Origin of the sequence: Streptomyces sp. NPDC016640 (assembly GCF_043076215.1) — a bacterium.
Taxonomy (GTDB): domain Bacteria; phylum Actinomycetota; class Actinomycetes; order Streptomycetales; family Streptomycetaceae; genus Streptomyces.
On the sequence record NZ_JBIBRG010000007.1, the window covers coordinates 212,413 to 232,805 of the forward strand.

Consider the following 20,393-nt stretch of genomic DNA (forward strand, 5'->3'; position numbering starts at 1 on the left):
CGGTGAACCGTGACCACAACGCTCTTGACTGACCGTGAAACGGCTGGATTGGATCGATGAATGACTTCTAGCGCGAAGAGCAGCAGGTCCAGGACGAGGCACACCGGCGCGGCGGCCGTCGCGCTCACCGCCGCCGCGGCGCTGCTCGCGGGCTGTTCCTCCGGGGACACCTCCGACAACCCCCTCGAGGGGGAGAAGGCCGAGGCGGGCACCGTCGTCGTCGGCTCGAACAACTTCGCCGAGAGCACCCTGCTCGCCGACATCTACGGCGAGGCGCTCCGCGCCAAGGGACTCAAGGTCGACTACAAGCACAACATCGGCAGCCGTGAGACCAGCTACGGCCTGATGAGGAACGGCTCCATCACGGTCCTGCCGGAGTACAACGGCTCACTGCTCGCCTACCTCGACCCCGGGGCCGGGCAGGAGTCCGCCGAGGCCGTGAACGAGGCCGTCAAGGCCAAGCTGGACAAGAAGCTGACGCTGCTCCGGTCCTCGCCGGCCGAGAACAAGGACTCGGTCAGCGTCAACGCCCGGACCGCGGAGAAGTACGGGCTCACGTCCTCCTCCACCCTCGAGGACCTCAAGGACGTCGCACCGGAGCTGGTGATCGGCGGCTCGCCCGAGTTCCAGACCCGGCAGCAGGGGCTCAAGGGCCTGGAGTCGGTCTACGGCCTGAAGTTCAAGTCCTTCAAGGCGCTCGACGCGGGCGGCCCGCTGACCCAGGCGGCGCTCACCGGCAACACGGTCCAGGCCGCGGACGTCTTCACCACGGACCCGACCATCGTCAAGGAGAAGTTCGTCGTCCTGAAGGACCCGGAGAACTTCTTCGGATTCGCGAACGTCACCCCGCTGGTGCACAAGGACGGGCTCCCGCAGAAGGGCGTCGACGCGCTCGACGCGGTCTCCGCCGAGCTGGACACCGAGACCCTCCTGGAGCTGGACGCCCAGGTGCAGCTGGAGAAGAAGGACCCCCTGGACGTGGCCAGGGCCTGGCTGAAGTCGGCCGGCCTGGCCTGATCCCCGGTGGGGGTGCGGCGCGCCGGCCGCACCCCCACGGGCACGTCACCGCGCCGGGGCCGCCTCGGCGATCAGCCGGTCGATCAGAGCGATCAGCACGTCCCGGCACGAGTCCCGCTCCCGGGCGTCGCACAGCAGCACGGGCACCCCCTCCGGCAGCGTCAGCGCGTCCCGGATGTCCTCGACCGGGTACGGGTGCTCCCCGTGGAAGCCGTTGACGGCGATCACGAAGGGGATGCCCCGGCGTTCGAAGAAGTCGATCGCGGCGAAGCTGGACTCGGGCCTGCGCACGTCCACCAGGACCACCGCGCCCAGCGCGCCGACGGCCAGGTCGTTCCACATGAACCAGAACCGCTGCTGGCCCGGCGTGCCGAAGAGATACAGCACGAGGTCGTCGGAGACGGAGATCCGGCCGAAGTCCAGCGCGACCGTGGTGGCACGTTTCTCCTCGACGCCCTGCAGGTCGTCGACGCCCAGGCCCGCCATGGTCAGCGGTTCCTCGGTGCGCAGCGGGACGATCTCGCTGACCGAGCCGACCATGGTGGTCTTGCCCACGCCGAAGCCACCGGCGATCAGGATCTTGACCGTGTCGGGTGCCGGACGGTCGGCGGACGCCTGAGCGATGGTGTCAGAGCCGGCCAAGGCCCTCCCTCACTTTCTGCAGCAGGTCCAGATCCGGGGTGGTGCGGTTGACGGGGTGCGGCGGGTGCGCGGTGATCCGGCCCGCCTCCAGCAGGTCGCACAGCATGATGACGACCACGCTCACCGGCAGGTCCAGACGCGCGGCGAGCTCGGCCACCGCGACCGGCCGCTCGCACATCCGCACGATGCGCAGGTGTTCGGGCTGCGGCCGGCCGGCCGCCTCGGGCTGCGGATCCGCCGCCGTCACCGTCGTGATGAGCGTGAAGTCGGCGCGGCTGGGCCGGGTCCGGCCACCGGTCAGGGTGAACGGCCGTACGAGCCGTCCCGCCGAGTCGCTTCCGCCCACCTCACACGCCGGGGTCGACGGCGGGCCCGGCGGTGCCCCGCGGGGCCGCGCTGAGGTGCTCGCCGATCTTCTTCACCAGCATGTTCATCTGGTACGCCACGACGCCGACGTCCGCGCCCGGGCCGGTCAGCACCACCAGGTGGGCGCCGGGACCGGCCGAGGTGAGGATCAGATAGCTGTGGGCCATCTCGATCAGCGCCTGGCGCACCGGGCCGCCGCGGAAGTCCATGCTGACGCCCTTGCTGAGGCTCATCAGACCGGACGCGGTCGCCGCCAGGCGCTCCGCGTCGTCGCGCAGGAAACCGGTGGACTTGCTGACCACCAGCCCGTCCTCCGAGAGCACCACGGCCTGGTTGACGTCGGCGACCCGTTCCACGAGTCCGGTCAGCAGCTGGTCCAGCTGGGTGTGGGTGGCGGGGATGGGGCGTGTCATGACGATGATCCTTCGTGTGCGGTCGGCGGTCGGCGGTCGGCGGGCTGAGTCGGGAACGTCGCGGAGGCGGCGGGAGCGTACGCCGCCGCGCCCGCGTCGTACGACGGTACGGCCTCGTCGCCGGCGTCGTCGTCCCGTGCCTGGAGCGTGCCGCGCTGGAAGCCGGAGAGGGAGGAGGCGGCGCGTTCCGCGGAGAAGTCGGCGGCGGAATCGTCCTCGGCGTCCGGCGCGGCCTCCTCGCGCAGCTCGGCGGCCAGGCTGGTCTGCGGCACCCGGCGGGGCAGCGGCGTGAGCCCGTCCCGGCGGGGGGCGGGCGCCTCGGCGGCCGGCGCGGGGCGGGACCGTACGGCGGCCGCCGGCCGGGCCGTCCGCGTGTCCGCGCCCGCCGGGGCGCTCACGGCGGCCTCCGCGCGCTCGTGCTCCGCCGGGCCGCCGACGGCCGCACGGTGCCCCGCGCTCCCGGTGTCCGTCGTCGCCCGTCCCGCGCCGGACGGCAGGTCGCGCACCACGATCTCGTGCGGGATCAGCACGATCGCCGTCGTCCCGCCGTACGGCGACGGGCGCAGGGTGACCCCGATGCCGTGCCGGTGCGCGAGCTGGGAGATCACGAACATGCCGAGCCGGAGGTCGTCGGCCAGCGCCACCACGTCGAACTGCGGGGGCTTGGCCAACTGGGCGTTGAGGGAGGCGTAGTCCTCCTCCGACATGCCGAGGCCCCGGTCCTCGATCTCGACGGCGAGGCCCTTGGCCACCATCGCCGCCCGCACCCCGACGGGGCTCGGCGACGGCGAGTACACCGTCGCGTTGTCGATCAGCTCGGCCAGCAGATGGATCACGTCGGCCACCGCAGGCGGGGCGACGGACACCTCCTCCTCGGTGTGCACCTCCACCCGCTGGTACTCCGCGACCTCGCCGACGGCGCTGCGCATGATGTCGATCAGCGCGACCGGTTCGCTCCAGGTACGGCCGGGGCGCTCACCGCTGACGATGACCAGGTTCTCCTCGTACCGGCGCAACTGGCTGGCCGTGGAGTCCAGTTCGTACAGCCCCTTGAGGACCTCGGGGTCGGTGTGCCGGCGCTCCAGCGCGTCCAGCTTGCTGAGCTGGAGGTTGACCAGGTTCTGGCTCTGCCGGGCGATGCCGAGGATGACCTTCTGGAAACCCCGCCGGGTGTCGGCGAGTTCGACCGCGGTGTGCACGGCGGTGCGCTGCGCGGTGTTGAACGCCTGGGCGACCTGGCCGAGTTCGTCGTGCCCGTAGTCCAGCGGCGTCGTCGCCGACTCCGGGTCGACCTTCTCGCCGCGCTCCAGCCGGGCCACCACGTCGGGCAGCCGCTCCTCGGCGAGCCCCAGGGTGGCCACCCGCAGGCCGCGCAGCCGGCGGGACAGCGAACGGGTGATGCGCCAGGACAGGCCGACGCACAGCAGCAGCGCGAGCAGTCCGCCGGCGCTCAGCGAGCCGGCCGTCAGCAGCAGGCTGCGGGCCTCGTCGGCGCTGCGGGTGAGCAGCCCGTCGGTCTGCTGCCGGATCATGGTGGCGTACAGCGGGGAGACCCGGTTCACGGCGTCGTCCCACCGGTCCTTCAGGTCCGGCAGCTCGATGGTGTGGTCGTCGGCCGTGGCGTGGGTGGCGAGCACCTGGTCCTCGACCGCCTCCAGGGCGCGCCACTCGGGGCTCTGCAGGATCCGCTCGGTCTGCGTCTTGGTCTCGCCGCGCAGGGAGGGCACGATCTGGTCCTCGACCAGCCAGCGGCGGGTGTGGACCAGCTCCGCGAAATCGGTCCAGTCCTGCTCGTCGAGGCTGCCGGACGGCCAGGCGAGGGTGAGCCGCGCGTTCTCCCGGGACACCAGCTCCGCCGCGTGCTCCAGCGCGATCAGCGGTCCGGCCTGGGAGGTCAGGTCCCCGTCGTCGACCTGCGACAGTTCCTGGAAGGCGTGGATCTGGTCGTCGATGATCGAGGTGTACTGGTCCAGCGCCTCCTCGGCGCTGATGTCGCTGGGGTTGTCCACCTGGCTGCGGTAGTACTCCAGGCTGCCCACCGAGCCGAGCACCGAGTACAGCCGGTCGGAGACGCGCGCCGGTGCCTCGGCGATGGCGTCCGCCTGCCCGGCCAGCTTGGCCACCGCCCGGTCGGTCTTCCCGCGCTGTGTCTCCAGGGCGGACCGGGAGCTCTTCGGCGCGGCGAGCCACGCGGCGGTCAGCCTCCGTTCCTCCTGCAGCGCGAGCGTGGCGTGGGTGCCCATCGCGCCGGTCGACCGGCTCAGCTGCGTCTGGGAACGCAGCTGCAGCCCCTCGGAGAACATCTGGATCGTCGTCAGACCCCACATGCCGGCGAGGGTGACGCTGGGCACCAGTGCGAGGAAGAACAGTGAGAGACGAATGGAGCCGAGACGGCGCCGGGCACCTGTCCGTGGAGACATCGTGGTCCTAGAGCGGTCGGATGGTGGGGGAGGTACGCACGGGCCCGCCGGTCAGCGGGTTCCGTCGGCGGCGAACCCGGCGACCGTGGCCGCGTTGGTCTTCGTGACGAACGCCGGCCCGGTGAGCACGGGCGCGACCCCGCCGCCGCTGATGTTGCCGTTGGTCCGGTACAGCCACAGCGCGTCGACGGCGAGGTAGCCCTGCAGATAGGGCTGCTGGTCGACGGCGAACTGGACGTTGCCGCCCCGTACCGCGTCCACCAGGTCCTTGTTCAGGTCGAAGGTGGCGACCTCGGCCTCGCTGTCCGCCTCCGCGACGGCCTCGACCGCGGCGAGCGCGTAGTCCGCCCCGTTGGTGACGACCTCGTCGATGGTCGGGTCCTGGCGCAGCCGCGCGGTGATGATGCCGGAGACGGCGCGCATGTCGGTGCCGTCCACGTAGAGGTTCTCGCTCGTCCCGGTGAACGTCTTCTTCATGCCGGCGCAGCGGGCCTCCACGGCAACGTTGCCGCGCTCGTGGACCACGCACAGCGCGTGTTCGGCCTTGAGCTCGTTCAGCTTGCTGCCGACCGCCCGGCCCGCCACGCTCTCGTCCTGGCCGAAGTACTCCAGCAGTCCCGCCGACTTCCAGCTGTCGATGCCGGAGTTGAGCCCGACCACGGGGATGCCCGCGGCCCGTGCCTCGTTGACCGCGCCCTTCATGGCCTGCGGCTTGGCCAGCGTCAGCGCGATGCCGTCCACGCCGTCCCGGACCGCCTCGCGGACCAGCTGCGCCTGCTCCGTCGCGTCCGGGTCGCTGACGTACGTCAGGTCGATGCCGTCCTTCTTGGCCGCGTCCTCGGCGCCGCGCTTGACCCGGTCCCAGAAGGCGTCGCCCTCGCTGCCGTGGGTGACCATCGCGACCTTCAGCCGTCCGGAGCCGGCCGGGCCCGCCCCGTCCGAGTCCGAGGACCCCCCGTCCGAGCCGAAGACGGAGCAGCCGGTCATCAGCAGACCGGCCGCGGCGGCCAGGGCCGCGAGGCGGACAGGGCGTCTCGTGAGGCGGTGGGACGGGGGACGATTCTTCATGAGGAGTGCAGACCTCGCTGTACGGCCGAGCCAGAGCAGGGGTGGAGAGCACGGACGGAACCGCGGGCGCGTGCGCCGACCGGGTGATCTCACTGGCCCGGAGCCAACCCTGTCAAACCACTGGTCGTCAAGTGAACAGCCACTTGAAGTGAGGTGCCGCTGCCGCATCGTGATGAACGGTGAGCCGTGGGACGAGGCGGCCGGTGCCGCACCGGCGCCCGGACCGAACGGACGGTACGGAGTCGCGCCTCGCGTCGCCGGGGCGGGCCGGCCGGCGACGCGAGGGGGCGCCGGGGGAGGGGACACCGTCCGGGGGCCCGCCGGTCCGGCGATGCGGGCATAGCGGTCCGTTCCTGGTCAACCGCCGTGCGCCGAGGGTGGGTTCCCGGCCGGATCGAGGGTTTCCCCGCTATCCGGGCGGGCTTCGCGCTGCCTATCGTTCGAGCGCAGTTGGCCCGTGGGTAACCCCCGAGCGGGTCGCTGCGCGCCCGGCCGGCCGATCTGCCGCAGTCCGATTCACCCCGCCGCTTCGAGGACGAAGCGAATCGACCCCCTCTCCCCGCTCCGCGTCGCTGGAGTCCCGGCACGAAAGGCACCCCCCCGTGCGCACCCTCTTGAGCTCATCCGGAAGTTCCTCCCCGAGACGGAAGCTGATATCCGTCGCCGCGCTCTCCGCCGCCCTGCTGACCGCCGCCTCCGCCCAGGTCGCCGTCGCCCGGGACGCTCCCTCCGGCCGGGCCGCCGCCGTCCCCGCGGCCGGTACCGGGGCCGCCCCCGCAACCCCCGTCGAGCGGCTCATCGTCGGCTACGAGTCCGGTGCCGCCGAGGCCCGGTCCGACAGGGCCGCCGCCGCCGACGCGGCCGCCAAGGGCGAGAAGGCCGGCGAGGACGTCGGCTTCCAGCGCCGCCTCGGTACCGGTGCCGCCCTCGTCGACCTGGGCGAGCGGCTCACCGGGGCCGATGTCGCCGACGTCGTCGCCCAGTACCGCGCCGACCCGCAGGTCGCCTACGTCGTGCCGGACCGCCTCAACAAGCCGCTGGCGACCCCGAACGACACCGAGTACACCAAGCAGTGGGACCTGTTCGAAACCACCGCCGGCATGCGCGTGCCGGCCGCCTGGGACCTCGCCACCGGCAGCGGTGTCACCGTCGCCGTCATCGACACCGGGTACGTCGCCCACTCCGACCTCGCCGCGAACGTCGTCGGCGGCTACGACTTCATCTCCGACACCGCCGTCTCGGCCGACGGCAACGGCCGCGACAGCAACCCGGCCGACCCCGGCGACTGGTACGCCGCCGGCGAGTGCGGCCAGGCCACCGGGAGCAACTCCTCCTGGCACGGCACCCATGTGGCGGGCACCATCGCCGCGGCCACCGGCAACGGCAAGGGCGTCGCCGGCATCGCGTACCACGCCAAGGTCTCCCCGGTGCGGGTGCTCGGCAAGTGCGGCGGCTACGACTCCGACATCATCGACGCCATCACCTGGGCCTCCGGCGGCACCGTCTCCGGCGTGCCCGCCAACACCAGCGTCGCCAAGGTCATCAACATGAGCCTCGGCGGGAGCGGCGCCTGCTCCACCGCCACGCAGAGCGCCATCAACGGCGCCGTGAACCGCGGCACCACGGTCGTCGTCGCGGCCGGCAACGAGAACCGGAACGCCGCCAACTCCTCCCCGGCCAACTGCGCCAACGTCATCACCGTCGCCGCCACCAACCGCGCGGGCGGCCGCGCCTCCTACTCCAACTACGGCACCGCCGTCGACATCTCCGCGCCCGGCGGCGAGACCCGGACCTCCGCCGCCAACGGCATCCTGTCCACGCTCAACTCCGGCACCCGGACCGCGTCGACCGAGAACTACGCCTCCTACCAGGGCACCAGCATGGCCGCCCCGCACATCGCGGGCCTCGCCGCGCTGATGAAGTCGGCCGACCCCGCGCTCACCCCGGACCGGATCGAGTCGGCGATCAAGTCCAACGCCCGTGCGCTGCCCGGCACCTGCTCCGGCGGCTGCGGCGCGGGCCTGGCGGACGCCGCGAAGACCGTCCAGGCGGTCAAGGGCGGTACCTCCACGGGCTCCACGTTCACCAGCACCACCGCCGTCCCCGTCCCGGACAACGGCTCCGCGGTCGAGTCGCCGATCACCGTGAGCGGCCGCGGCGGCAACGCCCCCTTCGCCCTCCGGGTGGGGGTGGACATCACCCACACCTACCGCGGTGACCTGGTCGTCGACCTGGTCGCGCCGGACGGTTCGGTCTACCGCCTGAAGGCCGCCGGTTCCTCGGACTCCGCGGACGACGTCAGCGCCACCTACACCGTGAACGCCTCCGCCGAGACCGCCGACGGCACCTGGAAGCTGCGGGTGCAGGACACGGCGGCTCAGGACACCGGCCGGATCAACGGCTGGCAGCTGACCTTCTGATCCACCTCACGAGCGGGCGGGCCGACCGGTGCGTACGGGCACCGGTCGGCCCGCCGTTCTCTTTTGCCGACACACCTGACACACTTAGATACCGGACGTGCTGTTTTCTTTGGGGGAGCACGTTTGTTTTGCCGGATGTGTCCAAGTCCCGTGGCATACCTGCGTGATGAGTGTCATCACAGGGTGAGCTATCGTGTACTGGGCGTCAAAACAAACGGCATGACCCGTTCCTTTCTGGCTCAGGAGTTCAGTCGATGGCGAGGCAGGTACGCGCCGAGCAGACCCGCGCGACGATCATCACGGCGGCCGCCGACCTGTTCGATCGGCAGGGCTATGAATCGACCAGTCTCAGCGACATCGTCGAGCACGCCCATGTCACCAAGGGGGCCCTCTACTTCCACTTCGCCGCGAAGGAGGACCTCGCCCACGCCATCCTGGAACTGCAGTCGGCCACCTGCCGCCGCCTGGCCCGGGACACCGAGATCCGGGGCCACACCTCCCTGGAGGCGCTGATGCGCCTCACCTTCTGCATAGCCAGGATGTCGGCCGAGGACCCCGTCCTGCGGGCCGGTCTGCGCCTCGCCACCGGCGGCGCCCGGCCGCGCCCGCCGCTCAGCCACCCCTTCACCGAGTGGCTCGACATCGTCACGGCCCGGCTCCTGGGCGCGGTCAAGGAGGCCGACGTCCACCCCGAGGTCGACATCGACGTCGTGGCCCACTCGCTGGTCTGCTTCTTCGTCGGCACCCGGGTCGTCGGCCGCTCCCGCGAAGGAGTGGCCCGCCAGCCCCGCCGTACGGCCGAGATGTGGCAGATCCTCATCCGGGGCCTGGTCCCCGTCACCCGGCGCGCGCGGTACCTCAGCCTGGCCGCGCGGCTGGAGCGGGAGATCGCCCCGGTGTGACGCGCGGCGCGCGCCGGCCCCGCGTTACGGTGAGCCGCATGTCCGACACCCCCACCGCGCCCGTGATCGTCGCCGACCGGCCGGGCACGTTCCCGCACAGCGTGCTGGCCGAGCGGCACCCCGCGATCGTCCGGCAGGTACGCGAGGCCTTCCCGTACGGGCCGGAGCAGCGGCGCGCCCTCGACGTGCTGCTCGCCGACTGCGCCGGGGGCACGGTCGAGCCCCTCCCGGCGGACACGCACGACCGGGAGCGCTGGGAGACCTGGGGGACGGGGACGTACGCCGGCCGCTCCTGGTACGACGTTCCCTGGCTGTGGGCCGAGAGCTGGTTCTACCGCCGGCTGCTGCACGCGGTGGGCTACTTCGGCCCCGGCCCCTGGCAGGGCATCGACCCCTTCCGCCCGTCCAAGCTCGCCGAACTCGGCTCGCCCGCCGCCGACGAGGAACTGGCCGCGGCGGACGACCTCGCCGGGCGCCCGGAGGACGAACGGGCCCGCGCCCTGCTGCACGGCTCCCTGTGGGGCAACCGCGCCGACCTCGGGTTCCGGCTGTCCGCCGAGGGGGCCGAGGAGAGAGCCGCCGTCCCCGCCCTGGTGGCCGACGACAGCGACCGGCTGTGGCCGCTGCTCGGCACCTCCGGCACCGGCACGCTGTGCCTGGTCGCCGACAACGCGGGCCGCGAACTCGTCCCGGACCTGCTGCTCGTCGCCCATCTGCTGGCACACGGCCGCATCGGCCGGGCGGTGCTGCACGTCAAGCCGTACCCGTACTACGTCTCCGACGCCACCCCCGCCGACGTCGTCGACGCCGTGCGCCGGCTCACCGGGGCCGAGGGGGCGGCGGCCGCGTACGGGCGCGGTCTGTGGGCCGCCCTCGGCGACGGCCGGCTCAGGGTGCGCGCGCACCCCTTCTCCTGCGCACCGCTGCCGTACCGGGAGATGCCGGACGACCTGCGCGCCGACTTCGCCGCCGCCGCGGTCACCGTCGTCAAGGGCGACCTCAACTACCGCCGTCTGGTGGGCGACCGGCACTGGCCCGCGGCCACACCGTTCGCCGAGGTCACCGGCTACTTCCCGGGCCCGGTCGCCGCCCTGCGCACCCTGAAGTCCGACGTGGTCACCGGGCTGGCCGCCGGCACCGAGGCGTCGCTCGACGCGACGGAGGGCCCGCGCTGGCGCACCGCCGGCACCCACGCGCTGATCCAGGTACGGACCTGAGCCGCACAACTCCCGTACGGGGCAGGGTTCACGCGATGGTGTGATCACGCACCGGCCGGCGGATGCGGACCCCGGGCCACGGGTAGCCCCCGGCCATGACGCAGCCGTTCGAACTCCCGCCCTTCTACCTGCCGCATCCCGCGCGGCTCAACCCCCATGTCGAGCAGGCCCGCGCCCATTCGGCGGCCTGGGCGCGCGAGATGGGCATGCTGGAGGGGAGCGGAGTCTGGGAGCGGGCCGACCTCGACGCGCACGACTACGGCCTGCTCTGCGCCTGCACCCATCCCGACTGCGACGGGCCCGCCCTGTCGCTCGTCACCGACTGGTACGTGTGGGTGTTCTTCTTCGACGACCACTTCCTGGAGAAGTTCAAGCGCACCCGGGACCGCCGCGGCGGCAGGGCCCACCTGGACCGGCTGCCGCTGTTCATGCCGGCCGACCTGGCGGCACCCGTGCCCGCACCCGAGAACCCGGTCGAGGCGGGCCTCGCCGACCTGTGGGCCCGCACCGTCCCGGCGATGTCCGCCGACTGGCGCCGCCGGTTCGCCCTCGCCACCGAGAACCTCCTCAACGAGTCCCTGTGGGAGCTGTCCAACATCGACGAGGGGCGGATCGCCAACCCCGTCGAGTACATCGAGATGCGCCGCAAGGTGGGCGGCGCGCCCTGGTCCGCCGGGCTCGTGGAGTACGCGACCGCCGAAGTGCCCGCCGCCGTCGCCGGGACCAGGCCGCTGCGGGTGCTGATGGAGACCTTCTCCGACGCCGTCCACCTGCGCAACGACCTGTTCTCCTACCAGCGGGAGGTCGAGGACGAGGGCGAACTCAGCAACGGCGTCCTCGTCCTGGAGACCTTCTTCGGCTGCACCACCCAGGAGGCCGCCGACACCGTCAACGACGTCCTCACCTCACGGCTGCACCAGTTCGAGCACACCGCGCTCACCGAAGTCCCCGCGCTCGCCCTGGACAAGGGCCTCGCCCCCGACCAGGTCGCCGCCGTGACGGCGTACGCCAAGGGACTGCAGGACTGGCAGTCCGGAGGCCACGAGTGGCATCTGCGCTCCAGCCGCTACATGAACGGGGGCGCGCGGCGGACCGGCCCGTGGGCGGGCGGGGCGGGAACCTCGGCCGCCGACGTGCGCGGCCTGCTGGCCGCCTCGGGCGCCGGACGCCTGCGCGCCCACACCCACGTGCCGTACCGGAAGGTCGGCCCGTCCCTGATCCCCGACATCCGCATGCCGTTCCCGCTGGAGCTCAGCCCGCACCTCGACGGCGCCCGCGGCGACCTGGCCGCCTGGTGCCACCGCACGGGCATCCTCGCCGAGGGCGTGTGGGACGAGGACAAACTCGCCGCCTACGACCTCGCGCTGTGCTCCGCGGGCATCGACCCGGACGCCACCCCCGAGGCGCTCTGCCTCAGCGCCCGGTGGCTCGCCTGGGGCACCTACGGCGACGACTACTACCCGCTGGTGTACGGCCACCGCCGCGACCTGGCCGCCGCCCGGCTGACCACGGCACGCCTGTCGGACTGCATGCCGGTGGCCGGCGAGCCGGTGCCGGCCCCCGTCAACGCCATGGAGCGCGGCCTGGCCGACCTGTGGGCGCGCACCACGGCGGCGATGACCACCGAGGCGCGCACCACGCTCAAAAGTGCCGTGAACGCCATGACCGAGAGCTGGCTGTGGGAGCTGGCCAACCAGGCGCAGCACCGCGTCCCCGACCCGGTCGACTACCTGGAGATGCGCCGCCGTACCTTCGGGTCCGACCTCACCCTGAGCCTGTGCCGCATGGGCCACGGCCCGGCCGTCCCGCCCGAGGTCTACCGCAGCGGTCCGGTGCGCTCCCTGGAGAACGCCGCCGTCGACTTCGCGTGCCTGCTGAACGACGTCTTCTCGTACCAGAAGGAGATCGAGTACGAGGGCGAGATCCACAACGCGATCCTCGTCGTGCAGAACTTCTTCGGCTGCGACTACCCGCGGGCCCTGGGCGTCGTCCACGACCTGATGAGCAGGCGCCTGGACCAGTTCGAGTACGTCGTGGACCACGAACTGCCGGTGCTGTACGAGGACCTCGCGCTGGCGGGCCCGGCGCGCGCGGTCATGGACGGCTATGTGGCGGACCTGCGCAACTGGATGGCCGGGATCCTCAACTGGCACCGCGCTGTCGACCGTTACAAGGCCGACTGGCTGGCCGGCCGCGTCCACGGCTTCCTCCCCGACCGCTCACCGGCACGGCCGGTACTCGCCTGACGCCCCAGCACTCCCGCCGGAGACGAACCATGGAACAGACAGCGTTGCGGCCCAAACCGATGCCGGGGGAGAGGGGAGGAGCGGCCGGATCCGACGACGGGCCCGGCTCCGGCCGGCCCGGACAGCACGCCGGGCGGAAGCGCGGGCGACGGCTGCTCTCCGCGTCGGCCGGGTTACTGCCCGGCGCGTTCCTGATGCTGTCCGGGATCGGGCTGGGGGCGACGGGTGCCACGCTCGCCGGCACGGGCGGACTCGCCGAGCCGGGGCGGCAGGCGGGGACGGCGCCGGTCACCGCGTCCACGTCGCCGCGTTCCGCCCCGGCCGCCGCCTCCGGCGCGCCGGCGCGGCCCGCGCCCGTCGGCGCGCGGCTGGGGGTGGAGGTGGCCGACGACGGGGGACCGGGGGCCCTGGTCGTCGGGGTGCACCTCCCCGGCCCCGGGGCCTCGGCCGGTCTCGTGCGGGGCGACGTGCTCCTCGCCTTCGGCACCACCCGGGTCGACTCGGCCGCCGCTCTGGCGCGCGCCGTCGCCCGCGCCCGCCCGGGGGAGGAGGTGAAGCTGACCGTGCGCCGCGGCAGCGGCGGCCACCAGCAGCTGACGGCCGTCCCGGGCATCGTCACATGACCACGCGGAAGGGGCCGGTGAGCCGCCCCTCGCCGTCCGGCACATGCGAGGCGGGCCCGACCGGAGCGTCCCGGTCCGCGACCTCCCCGCCCTCCCGGGACGGCCGCAGCGTCCAGGCCGGGCCGGGTCCCACCGGCACCGGGCGACCCGCGAACGCCGTGGCGGCCGGGGTGTGGGCATGAGCGGTGATCAGCCCGGCGGCCTCGGGCCCGCGCACCGGCGGGACGGCCGGCCGCCCCGCCGGCTCCCGCTGCCGGTCGCGCACCCGCCGGGGCGTTCGGCCGCTCGCGCGGTTCCGTCCGGGCGCAGGCCGCCGGTGTGCGCGCGGGCGCGCACGGTCGTGTGCCTCCCGGCCGGGGCCGCCCCATGGCCGCGGATGATCCGGACACCACCGCTCATGGCTGGACAACCGTTCTCCGTCAGCCGGATCGGGGCCGGGACGAACATCGTGAACCGGCTCGCGCCGCCCGCGCCCGCCGGGCAGGATGCTGCCCGTAGCCCCGCTGTCCGTCCGCCCCGGGAGGCCCGGAATGACCGGCACCGCGCCCGTGCCCTTCACCGCCGACGACTACAAGGCCCGCATGGAGCGTGCGGCGCGGCAGGCCGCCGAGGCCGGGCTCGCCGGCCTGCTCGTGGCCCCCGGCCCGGACCTGGTGTGGCTCACCGGCTACACGCCCGCGGTCACCGAGCGGCTGACCCTGCTGGTTCTGGCCGAGGGCCGGGACCCCGTGCTCGTCGTCCCCACCCTGGAGGCCCCGGACGCCGAGCGGGCCGTCGGAGCCGCCGCCCTCACCCTGCGGGACTGGACCGACGGCAAGGACCCCTACGCCGCCACCGCCGCCCTGCTGGACCCCGACGGGCGGTTCGGCATCAGCGACAACGCCTGGGCCGTGCACCTGCTGGGCCTGCAGCAGGCGCTGCCCTCCACCTCGTACGCCTCCCTCACCGAGGCGCTGCCGATGCTGCGCGCCGTCAAGGACGCGGCGGAGCTGGAGCTCCTGGCCGCTGCCGGTGCCGCCGCCGACGCGACGTTCGAGGAGATCCGGACCGTCCCCTTCGCCGGCCGCCGCGAGTCGGACATCGCCGCCGATCTCGCTGCCCTGCTGCGGCGGTTCGGGCACTCCCGGGTCGACTTCACCATCGTCGCCTCCGGCCCCAACGGGGCCGGCCCGCACCACGAGGCCGGGGACCGCGTCATCGAACGCGGCGACATGGTCGTCCTCGACTTCGGCGGCCTGAGGGACGGCTACGGATCCGACACCTCCCGCACCGTCCACGTCGGCGAACCCACCGACGAGGAGCGCCGGGTGCACGACCTCGTCCGCGAGGCGCAGGAGGCGGGCTTCCGCGCGGTGCGGCCCGGCGCCGCCTGCCAGGAGGTCGACCGCGCCGCCCGCGCGGTCATCGCCGGCGCCGGGTACGGGGAGTACTTCGTCCACCGCACCGGGCACGGCATCGGCGTCACCACGCACGAGCCGCCGTACATGATCGAGGGCGAGGAGCGGCCCCTCGTCCCCGGCATGTGCTTCTCCGTCGAGCCCGGTGTCTACCTGCCCGGCCGGTTCGGCGTGCGGATCGAGGACATCGTGACGGTGACCGAGGACGGCGGGCGGCGGTTGAACAACACCGAGCGGGAGATGGTCATAGTGGACTGAGCGGTTCCGCCCGTCCCCCGACCGCCTCCCGAACGGCAATGGCGCGACCATGACCCAGGCACCGACACCCACCGCGGACACCGTCCGCCGGCTGGCCCGTTCCCTGCTCACGGGCAGCGGGCCGGGCGCGGCGTCCGCGGTCGCCCCCGACGTACGGCCCGTCGCCGCGGGGCCCGCCGCCTGGTGGGTCGGCACCCGCCATGTGCTGCGCCTCGCCCCGGACCGTGAGACGAGCGCGCGCCGGCGCCGGGAACTGCGGCTGCGCGACCTCGTCCGCCCGCACGTCCCGGTCGCGCTGCCGTCGAGCGTGGCGCACGGCGAGTGGGCGCCCGGTCTGCTCTGCACCCTGGACACCAGGGTGGCCGGCGGGACCGGGGAGGAGCACGACGTGTCCGCCATCGGCGAGGCCGACCTGGCCGGACTGCTCACGGGGCTGCGCGGGGTGCCCGTACGGCAGGCGGAGGCGCTCGGCGTGCCGCGGGTGTCACCACGCTCCCTGGAGGCGCTGCGCCGGGCCGCCGCAGAGGCCGCCGGACGGCTCGCCGCGGCCGACGAGTTCGACCCCGCCCGGCTGCACCAGCTCGCCCCGCCCGCCGCGGTCCGGCTCGCCGCCCAGCCCGGCACGGCGGTCCTCGTCCACCACGCCCTCACCGAAGGGCATCTGGTGGTCGGCGGGGACGGCCGGGTGCGCGGCGTGCTGGGCTGGGACGCGGTGGTGATCGGCGACCCGGCCGAGGACATCGCGGGTCTCGCGCGGGCCGTCGGCGCCCCGGCCGCCGTACGCGCCGCCACCCTCGCCGGCTACGGCGCCCGCCCCTGCCTGCGTGGTCTGTGGCTGGCCCGCTGCGACGCCGTCCTCCACCTGGCCGAGGCCCTCACCGGCCGCACCACCGGCCCGCCGCACGCGCGGCGCACCCGGCTGCGGCGGGCCTGGGAACCCATCCTGCTGGAACGCGTGACGGACATCGAGGACGGCGCCGGGAACGACGACCCGGTCCCGTGACCCACGCCCGGGCCCGCGGGCCCGGGCGCCCCGCGTGCGGCCCGCGGACCGGGGTACGCCGTGCGCCGCCCCGCGGACCGGGCCTCACTCCTGGAGCAGCACCACCGCGGACTCCCCGGGCACATGCAGCACCCCGTCCGCGCCCGGCGTGTCCACCGGCTCCCATGCCGCGAGCACCCGGGCGCCCGGGACGCCCAGGGGGATGGCCGCGGGCCGGCCGGCGAGGTTCACGGCGATCCGGATGTCACCGCGCCGGAAGGCGAGCCAGCGCTGCTCCTCGTCGTAGGTCACCTTGGTGTCGCCGAGGTCGGGGTCGGTGAGGTCCGGCTGCCCGTGGCGCAGGGCGAGGAGCAGCCGGTACCAGGCCAGCACGCGCGCGTGCGGATCGCGTTCCGGCTCCGACCAGTCCAGGCAGGAGCGGTCGCGGGTGGCCGGGTCCTGCGGGTCGGGCACGTCCTCCTCGGCCCAGCCGTGCGCCGCGAACTCCCGCCGCCTGCCGTCGCGCACGGCCCTGGCCAGTCCCGGGTCGGTGTGGTCGGTGAAGAACTGCCAGGGCGTGCCCGCCGCCCACTCCTCGCCCATGAACAGCATCGGCGTGAAGGGAGCGGTCAGCGTGAGCGCCGCCCCGCAGGCCAGCAGGCCGGGGGAGACGAGCGCGGCCAGCCGGTCGCCCTGGGCGCGGTTGCCGATCTGGTCGTGGGTCTGGCCGTAGCCGAGGAGCCGGTGCGCGGCCACCCGGTCGCGGTCGAGCGGGCGGCCGTGGTGCCGGCCCCGGAAGCTGGAGTACGTGCCGTCGTGGAAGAAACCGCCGGTGAGCGTCTTGGCGAGGGCCGCGAACGGGGCGCGCGCGAAGTCGGCGTAATACCCCTGCGACTCGCCGGTCAGCGCGGTGTGCAGGGCGTGGTGGAAGTCGTCGTTCCACTGCGCGTGCAGCCCGAAGCCGCCGTTCTCGCGGGCGGTGACGATCCGGGGATCGTTCAGATCCGACTCGGCGATCAGGAACAGCGGCCGGCCCGTGTCGGCGGACAGGGAGTCCACGGCCCCGGACAGTTCCTCCAGGAAGTGGCACGCGCGCGTGTCCACCAGCGCGTGCACCGCGTCCAGCCGCAGTCCGTCGATCCGGTAGTCCCGCAGCCACGCCAGGGCGCTCTGCACGAGATACGCGCGCACCTCGTCGGAGCCGGGGGCGTCCAGATTGACCGCCGCGCCCCAGGGAGTGTGATGGGTGTCCGTGAAGTACGGGCCGAACCGGGGCAGGTGGTTCCCCGACGGTCCCAAGTGGTTGTGCACGACGTCCAGGACGACCCCGAGCCCCAGCGCGTGCGCCCGGTCGACGAACCGTTTCAGCCCCTCGGGACCGCCGTACGGCTCGTGCACCGCCCACAGCGAGACCCCCTCGTACCCCCACCCGTGCCGGCCCGGGAACGGGCACACCGGCATCAGCTCCACGTGCGTCACGCCCAGGTCCACCAGATGACCGAGCCGTTCGGCGGCGGCGTCGAAGGTGCCCTCGCGCGTGTACGTGCCCACGTGCAGCTCGTACAGCACCGCTCCGGGCAGCGGGCGTCCGGACCACCGGGCCCGCCACGCGAACCGGTCGTGCTCGACGACCGCGCTGGGTCCGTCCGGTCCGTCCGGCTGGCGGCGCGAACGCGGATCGGGCAGCACGGGACCGTCGTCCAGCACGAAGCCGTACCGGGAGCCGTCGTGCGCCTCGGCCTCCCCCCGCCACCATCCCTCCCGCTGCGGATCGCGCTCCAAGGCGCGCCTGACGCCGTCGCACTGGAGCGCCACTCGGCCGGCCTGCGGTGCCCACACCTCGAACTGCACGGACGGTTCCCCTTCGTCTGTTCACCGTGATGTAGCCCGTCCATCGTGCGCCATGGGAGATCGATGCGCTGGCGTATCCGCCCTTTCGCGGCGGAGTCGCCCGGTGCGCGCGGGGCGGCCGGTCGCCCGCTTCCTGGACAGCCCGGCCGTCGCTGACCGACAATCAGCGGCGTGACGTCGTCCTTCGAGTTCCCCACGTACCCCGCGCGGATCACCGACGCGGAGCGCGACAAGGCGCTGGACGTGCTGCGGGACGGTGTCGCCCTGGGCCGTCTGTCCCACGACACCTTCGTCCGGCGCATGGAACTCGTGCTCGTCGCCCGCCGCGCCGACGAACTCGCCGCGCTCACCGCCGACCTCCCCACGGAAGGGCGCCTGACGCGCCTGGTGCTCGGCACCGTGGCGGCGGTCTCCGGGTTCGGCGTGCGGCTGCGCGGGGCCTGGCAGGCGGAGAAGCTGCCCAGACTGCTGCTGCCGCACCCGGTGGCCGGTCACCCGCTGCGCATAGGGCGCGACCCGGCCAGCGGCCTGCGGCTCAGCCACGGGACGGTCTCCCGGGTGCACGCCGAACTCCGCCACCAGGGTGGCATGTGGGTGCTGCGGGACCTCGGCTCCACCAACGGCACGACGGTGAACGGACGCCGGGTGGTCGGGGCGGCCGTCGTCCGCGAGGGCGACCAGGTCGGCTTCGGGCAGGTCACCTACCGCCTCGCGGTCCGCTGACGCGCGGTGCGCCGGCCGCGGGGACGCCCGCCGCGCACGAAGGCCCCCTCCCGTTCGGGTGAGCGGGGGTGGGGTTCGGGGACCGCCGTGCCGATGCATCGGGCATGACGCACACCTCAGTGAAAACGGTACGGGCGGGGCTGCTCGCCGCCCTCGTCCTGCTCGCCTGTGCGGTACCCGCGCGGGCGCACACCGGGCACCCCTCCCCGGACAGCCGGCTGCTGCTCACCGTGAGCCACGGAGAGACCCCCTCCCCCGCCGCGCGCGGCCGCGTGCTGCACTGCGACCCGCCCGGGGGCCACCGGCACGCCGCCGACGCCTGCGCGGAACTGGCCGCGGCGGACGGGCGCATCGAGGCCATCCCGGCGAAGGACGTGATCTGCCCGATGGTCTACGCCCCGGTGACCGCACAGGCGCGCGGGACCTGGCGCGGGCGGCCCGTCGAGTACACCGAGACCTTCCCGAACTCCTGCATGCTGGCCGCGCGGACCGGTTCGGTGTTCGCCCTGGACGAGTCGTAGAGGCGGACGCGGTGCCGGCGGCCGGCGGTCTCAGACCGAGCGGTGACGCGCGTGGCGGGCCGCCGCCACCACCGTGCGGGACTGGTGCTCGACCTGGTGCTCCACGGGCACCCAGCGGGCCTGGAAGCGCGCGGCGAAGGTGTCGCTCCAGCGCGCGACCAGACGCTCCAGACGGGCCGCCGCCTCCGCGTCGGTCTCCAGCAGCGCCCGCCGCAGCATGGCCGCCGCCCGGAGCGGCACCCGGCGCGCGAAGGCGTCCACGCTGCCCACGTACGCCCGCGTGCCGTCGGCGGGCGGCGTACGGATCAGGTCGGCGGCCAGTCCCGGCACCAGGTCCAGCCCCCAGACGGCCGCCCGCAGCAGCGGGCCGTCGGCGTCCCCGTGCCGCGGTCGCGTGCCGTCCAGCACCCGGCGCACCTCGCCCGCGTCCCGCAGCAGCCGGTCCGCGAGGCGGTGCATCGCCGCGGCCGGCGCCGGATGCGGTGCCGGGTCGTCCACCAGGTCGCTGGCCCACATCGGCACCTCGATCACCGCGGTCACACCGCCGTACCGGTGCACGTCGTACCAGGTGCTGTGCCGCGCGTCGTCGGTGAGACTCGGATACGCCGGCGCCGCCTCCGGCGCCGGCATCACGTGCACCCCGGGGCCGGACGCCGGCCAGCCCGCCGCGTCGGAGGCACCCGTCTCCACCGGAATGTGCAGCCGGGCCGCGGACCTGGCGAACGGCTCGGCCAGTCCGGGCAGGTCCCCGGTCAGCTGCACCCAGCTGCCGCCCAGGTCGGTGCCGTGCAGGGTCACCTGCAGGTAGGGCCGCACCTCGTCGATGACGCCGGTCAGGGCGCGGGTCTCGGGCGGCAGCCGGTCCGGCGGCAGCACCGACGGCGCCCACTCCGGCTGCTCCGGCCCGGCGGGACGGAAGAACCCCAGGTGGTAGTCGTACAGACTGCGCGGCGCCGGCGTCACATGGAGACTCGCCCCGTCGGGGTCCGCGCACAGCAGGAAGTGCCAGGAGGTGCCGTCGCGCAGGTTCCGCTCCCGAAGGGTCCGCCGCGCGAGCGCGAGCAGGGTGCCCCCGCCGGCCGGCTCGTTGGCGTGGGCGCCGGCGACCACCAGCACGGCACGCCGGGCGTGTCCCACGGACAGCAGGTGCAGCGGCCGGCCCGAGCGGGAGACGCCCACCTGCCGCAGGACGCACAGGCCGGGCCACTGGACGGCCAGCGCGCGGGAGGCGGCGACCACTTCGGACACGGTCGGATAGCGCAGCTTGGGCAGCGGACCCACCCCCCGTCACACCTGAATCCGCTCTGCGCAGTACCCCACGGGCGGC

General features: G+C 73.9%; 17 protein-coding genes and 1 pseudogene. 10 read left to right on the top strand and 8 right to left on the bottom strand.

Annotated features, from left to right (window positions below; genetic code table 11):
* The first annotated feature begins 60 nt into the window (after positions 1–60).
* Entirely contained in the window at positions 61–1,017 is a 957-nt protein-coding gene (locus tag ACF07S_RS16830; protein WP_391974475.1) for an ABC transporter substrate-binding protein, read from the top strand.
* Positions 1,018–1,062: 45 nt separating this feature from the next.
* Here ACF07S_RS16830 and ACF07S_RS16835 read toward each other — a convergent pair whose 3' ends face one another.
* From ACF07S_RS16835 to ACF07S_RS16855, 5 genes are read right to left on the bottom strand one after another with little or no spacing between them, the layout of a single operon-like run.
* A complete protein-coding gene (locus ACF07S_RS16835; protein ID WP_391964858.1) occupies positions 1,063–1,659 on the bottom strand; it encodes an ATP/GTP-binding protein in 597 nt (198 codons plus the stop codon).
* Positions 1,646–2,005 (bottom strand): DUF742 domain-containing protein, encoded by a 360-nt coding sequence (locus ACF07S_RS16840; RefSeq protein ID WP_391964859.1) that lies wholly within the window; start codon positions 2,003–2,005, stop codon positions 1,646–1,648. Before ACF07S_RS16840 ends, ACF07S_RS16835 begins: the two co-directional genes overlap by 14 nt.
* A 1-nt stretch (position 2,006) precedes the next feature.
* Positions 2,007–2,438, bottom strand: a complete 432-nt coding sequence (locus ACF07S_RS16845; protein WP_145866524.1) for a roadblock/LC7 domain-containing protein — start codon at positions 2,436–2,438, stop codon at positions 2,007–2,009.
* Entirely contained in the window at positions 2,435–4,858 is a 2,424-nt protein-coding gene (locus tag ACF07S_RS16850; protein ID WP_391964860.1) for a nitrate- and nitrite sensing domain-containing protein, read from the bottom strand. The genes ACF07S_RS16845 and ACF07S_RS16850 overlap by 4 nt, the downstream gene beginning before the upstream one ends.
* Positions 4,859–4,909: 51 nt before the next feature.
* Complete coding sequence (locus ACF07S_RS16855) at positions 4,910–5,926, bottom strand: substrate-binding domain-containing protein (RefSeq protein WP_391964861.1); 1,017 nt, start codon at positions 5,924–5,926, stop codon at positions 4,910–4,912.
* A gap of 602 nt (positions 5,927–6,528) precedes the next feature.
* Here ACF07S_RS16855 and ACF07S_RS16860 point away from each other — a divergent pair.
* From ACF07S_RS16860 to ACF07S_RS16880, 5 genes are all read left to right on the top strand, one after another.
* Positions 6,529–8,346: a S8 family serine peptidase gene (locus ACF07S_RS16860; protein WP_391974476.1), complete on the top strand. Its 1,818-nt coding sequence runs from the start codon at positions 6,529–6,531 to the stop codon at positions 8,344–8,346.
* A gap of 254 nt (positions 8,347–8,600) precedes the next feature.
* Positions 8,601–9,248 (top strand): ScbR family autoregulator-binding transcription factor, encoded by a 648-nt coding sequence (locus tag ACF07S_RS16865; protein ID WP_391964863.1) that lies wholly within the window; start codon positions 8,601–8,603, stop codon positions 9,246–9,248.
* A 38-nt stretch (positions 9,249–9,286) separates the two neighbouring features.
* Positions 9,287–10,465: a damage-control phosphatase ARMT1 family protein gene (locus ACF07S_RS16870; RefSeq protein WP_391974477.1), complete on the top strand. Its 1,179-nt coding sequence runs from the start codon at positions 9,287–9,289 to the stop codon at positions 10,463–10,465.
* A gap of 95 nt (positions 10,466–10,560) precedes the next feature.
* A complete protein-coding gene (gene cyc2 / locus ACF07S_RS16875) occupies positions 10,561–12,711 on the top strand; it encodes a germacradienol/geosmin synthase Cyc2 (protein ID WP_391974478.1) in 2,151 nt (716 codons plus the stop codon).
* Positions 12,712–12,740: 29 nt separating this feature from the next.
* The gene (locus ACF07S_RS16880; protein WP_391974479.1) at positions 12,741–13,334 is read left to right on the top strand and encodes a PDZ domain-containing protein; all 594 of its coding nucleotides are present in this window, start codon (positions 12,741–12,743) and stop codon (positions 13,332–13,334) included.
* Here the strand turns inward: ACF07S_RS16880 and ACF07S_RS16885 are convergent.
* A pseudogene (locus ACF07S_RS16885) lies at positions 13,327–13,548 on the bottom strand (phosphodiesterase); the annotation flags it as partial. The gene ACF07S_RS16880 and the pseudogene ACF07S_RS16885 sit on opposite strands and share 8 nt — an antisense overlap.
* A gap of 316 nt (positions 13,549–13,864) precedes the next feature.
* On the opposite strand from ACF07S_RS16885, the gene ACF07S_RS16890 reads away from it, so the two are divergent.
* Both ACF07S_RS16890 and ACF07S_RS16895 read left to right on the top strand, forming a co-directional pair.
* A complete protein-coding gene (locus tag ACF07S_RS16890) occupies positions 13,865–14,989 on the top strand; it encodes an aminopeptidase P family protein (protein ID WP_391964867.1) in 1,125 nt (374 codons plus the stop codon).
* A 49-nt stretch (positions 14,990–15,038) separates the two neighbouring features.
* Positions 15,039–15,992 (top strand): aminoglycoside phosphotransferase family protein, encoded by a 954-nt coding sequence (locus tag ACF07S_RS16895; RefSeq protein WP_391964868.1) that lies wholly within the window; start codon positions 15,039–15,041, stop codon positions 15,990–15,992.
* A gap of 84 nt (positions 15,993–16,076) precedes the next feature.
* On the opposite strand, the gene treZ is transcribed toward ACF07S_RS16895, so the two are convergent.
* Positions 16,077–17,822 (bottom strand): malto-oligosyltrehalose trehalohydrolase, encoded by a 1,746-nt coding sequence (gene treZ, locus ACF07S_RS16900; protein ID WP_391974480.1) that lies wholly within the window; start codon positions 17,820–17,822, stop codon positions 16,077–16,079.
* Between the two features lie 171 nt (positions 17,823–17,993).
* Between treZ and ACF07S_RS16905 the strand changes: the two genes are divergently transcribed.
* Both ACF07S_RS16905 and ACF07S_RS16910 read left to right on the top strand, forming a co-directional pair.
* On the top strand, positions 17,994–18,545 hold the full coding sequence (locus tag ACF07S_RS16905) for an FHA domain-containing protein (RefSeq protein WP_391964870.1): 552 nt from the start codon (positions 17,994–17,996) through the stop codon (positions 18,543–18,545).
* Between the two features lie 104 nt (positions 18,546–18,649).
* The gene (locus ACF07S_RS16910) at positions 18,650–19,066 is read left to right on the top strand and encodes an SSI family serine proteinase inhibitor (protein WP_391964871.1); all 417 of its coding nucleotides are present in this window, start codon (positions 18,650–18,652) and stop codon (positions 19,064–19,066) included.
* 30 nt (positions 19,067–19,096) lie between these two features.
* On the opposite strand, the gene ACF07S_RS16915 is transcribed toward ACF07S_RS16910, so the two are convergent.
* A complete protein-coding gene (locus tag ACF07S_RS16915) occupies positions 19,097–20,347 on the bottom strand; it encodes a M14 family zinc carboxypeptidase (RefSeq protein ID WP_391964872.1) in 1,251 nt (416 codons plus the stop codon).
* Positions 20,348–20,393 lie beyond the last annotated feature (46 nt).

Coding starts and splice junctions, on each gene's coding strand:
- ACF07S_RS16850 (WP_391964860.1), bottom strand. CDS start 4,858: ATGTCTCCACGGACAGGTGCCCGGCGCCGTCTCGGCTCCATTCGTCTC.
- ACF07S_RS16845 (WP_145866524.1), bottom strand. CDS start 2,438: ATGACACGCCCCATCCCCGCCACCCACACCCAGCTGGACCAGCTGCTG.
- ACF07S_RS16855 (WP_391964861.1), bottom strand. CDS start 5,926: ATGAAGAATCGTCCCCCGTCCCACCGCCTCACGAGACGCCCTGTCCGC.
- ACF07S_RS16895 (WP_391964868.1), top strand. CDS start 15,039: ATGACCCAGGCACCGACACCCACCGCGGACACCGTCCGCCGGCTGGCC.
- ACF07S_RS16880 (WP_391974479.1), top strand. CDS start 12,741: ATGGAACAGACAGCGTTGCGGCCCAAACCGATGCCGGGGGAGAGGGGA.
- ACF07S_RS16910 (WP_391964871.1), top strand. CDS start 18,650: ATGACGCACACCTCAGTGAAAACGGTACGGGCGGGGCTGCTCGCCGCC.
- ACF07S_RS16830 (WP_391974475.1), top strand. CDS start 61: ATGACTTCTAGCGCGAAGAGCAGCAGGTCCAGGACGAGGCACACCGGC.
- cyc2 (WP_391974478.1), top strand. CDS start 10,561: ATGACGCAGCCGTTCGAACTCCCGCCCTTCTACCTGCCGCATCCCGCG.
- ACF07S_RS16865 (WP_391964863.1), top strand. CDS start 8,601: ATGGCGAGGCAGGTACGCGCCGAGCAGACCCGCGCGACGATCATCACG.
- ACF07S_RS16870 (WP_391974477.1), top strand. CDS start 9,287: ATGTCCGACACCCCCACCGCGCCCGTGATCGTCGCCGACCGGCCGGGC.
- ACF07S_RS16890 (WP_391964867.1), top strand. CDS start 13,865: ATGACCGGCACCGCGCCCGTGCCCTTCACCGCCGACGACTACAAGGCC.